This is a genomic window from Streptomyces silaceus (genome assembly GCF_001419745.1).
Taxonomy (GTDB): domain Bacteria; phylum Actinomycetota; class Actinomycetes; order Streptomycetales; family Streptomycetaceae; genus Streptomyces; species Streptomyces silaceus.
In genome coordinates, this window is sequence record NZ_LIRJ01000425.1 from 1 (window position 1) to 1,836 (window position 1,836).

The following is a 1,836-nucleotide window of genomic DNA, read 5'->3' on the forward strand; positions in this document are numbered from 1 at the left end:
GGGGTGAGGTGGTGGGTACTGGGGTGAGGTGGTGGGTACTCGGGTGAGGGCGCACCTCGGGGGACGAGGCGGGCGGCGACGGCGGACGCCGAGCGGCGGACGGCGGACGGCGAGCGGCCAGCGGCAACCGGGCCAGCGGCAGACGGGCAGGCGGTCGGCGGCGGGTCACAATCGCCGTATGACGACGACACCTTCCGCGTTCCAGGAGCTGCTCAGGGCCCAGCGGGTCTGGGACATCGACCTGCCCGCCTTCGACCCGGCCGCCGCGCCCGCCGAACCGCTGCCCCTCTTCCACGCGTGGTTCGCGGCGGCGGTGGCGGCGGGCCAGCCCGAGCCGCACACCATGGGCCTGGCGACGGTGACCGAGGACGGCGGACCCGACGTACGGACCGTGATGCTGCACGACGCGGACGACCGGGGCTGGCACTTCGCCTCGCACACGAGCAGCCGCAAGGGCCGCCAGCTCGCCGCCCGGCCCGAGGCCGCCCTGCACTTCTACTGGGCGGCGCAGGGCCGGCAGATCCGGGTGCGGGGGCGGGTCACCGCGGCGCCGCACGCCGAGGCCCTCGCCGATCTGCACGCCCGGTCGACCGGCGCGCTGGCCGCCGCGCTGGTGGGTGGGCAGAGCGATGTCCTGGGCACGTACGAGGAGTTGGCGCGCGCCTCCGAGGCCGCGTGGGAGCGGGCGCGGGCGGAGCCGGACGCGGACGCGCCGACGTGGACGCTGTACGTCCTGGACCCCCTGGAGGCGGAGTTCTTCCAGGGGGACGGACGGCGGCGCCATGTCCGGCTGCGGTACCGGAGGGACGAGAGCGGCGAGGGGTGGGTCAGGGAGCTGCTGTGGCCGTGACGGCGGGTCCGCCGGAGCCGGGGCACTTCCGGGCGTCCCGGTCCTCGACGACCGCGGGGCGTTCTCCCGCCCGGCCTTCGGCGCCCCGGCTCTCGGCGGCCCCGCCGGTCCGTGGCGCGGTCAGGCGGCGGATGTCCGGGACGAGCAGGGCGCAGGCCGTGGTCACCGTGATCACGGCCGCGCAGATCAGCAGGGCGGCCCGGGCGCCGATCCCGGCGGCCAGGGGCGCCGCGGCCAGCAGGCCGAGCGGGCCGATCATGAAGGAGCCGAGGGCGTCGTAGGAGGCCACGCGGGAGAGGGACGCGCGGGGGATCTCGCGCTGCATGGTGGTCTCGAAGAGGACACCGAAGGTCGTCATGCCGACGCCGAGGACGAACGAACCGGCGACCACCACGGCGAGCGGCGCGCCCAGGCCGAGGAAGAGGACGGGCAGCGCCATCGCGAAGACCATCGGGGTGGCCACCAGGAGCGGGCGGCGCGGCCGGATCCGCAGCGCGACCAGGACGCCGAAGAGCGTGCCGGCCGACTGCCCGAGCAGCACCGTCGACCAGGCGGGCGCCCCGCCCATCGAGGCCTTGGCGACGACGGGTCCGAGCACCCCGAAGGCGGCCTGCATCGCGGCGATCACCAGCGCGAACTGCGCCACGCTCACCCACAGCCAGCGCCGCCCCGCGAACTCCCGCCAGCCCTCGCGCAGATCGGCGACGACCGAGACGGATGCGGCCCCGCGGGTGCGGTGGCCCAGGCGCAGCGTCAGGAGGAGCAGGGCGGACACGACGAACCCGGCCGCGTTGGTGGCCAGCGCCCAGCCGGCGCCGACGAGCGCGACCATGCCGCCGGCCAGCGAGAGGCCGAGGAGGCGGGCGCCGTTCATGCCGAAGCGGAGCAGGGCGTTGGCGGTGTGCAGGTGCTCGGCGGGCACGACGTCCGGTACGACGCCGGTGAGCGCCGGGTAGTACAGGGCGAGCGAGGCGCCGACGACGGCG

The 1,836-nt window shown here is 76.4% G+C and carries 2 protein-coding genes; one reads left to right on the forward strand and one right to left on the reverse strand.

All coding sequences use genetic code 11. From position 1 onward, the window contains the following. Window positions 1–178: 178 nt before the first annotated feature. The gene (locus AOK22_RS32365) at window positions 179–850 is read left to right on the forward strand and encodes a pyridoxine/pyridoxamine 5'-phosphate oxidase (RefSeq protein ID WP_055702278.1); all 672 of its coding nucleotides are present in this window, start codon (window positions 179–181) and stop codon (window positions 848–850) included. On the opposite strand, the gene AOK22_RS32370 is transcribed toward AOK22_RS32365, so the two are convergent. After that, a partial coding sequence (locus AOK22_RS32370) for an MFS transporter (RefSeq protein ID WP_079036966.1) occupies window positions 828–1,836 on the reverse strand: 1,009 nt, incomplete at its 5' end. The genes AOK22_RS32365 and AOK22_RS32370 overlap by 23 nt on opposite strands.

Excerpts from the sequence above, each read along its gene's own strand:
- AOK22_RS32365 (WP_055702278.1), top strand. The coding sequence starts at position 179 with ATGACGACGACACCTTCCGCGTTCCAGGAGCTGCTCAGGGCCCAGCGG.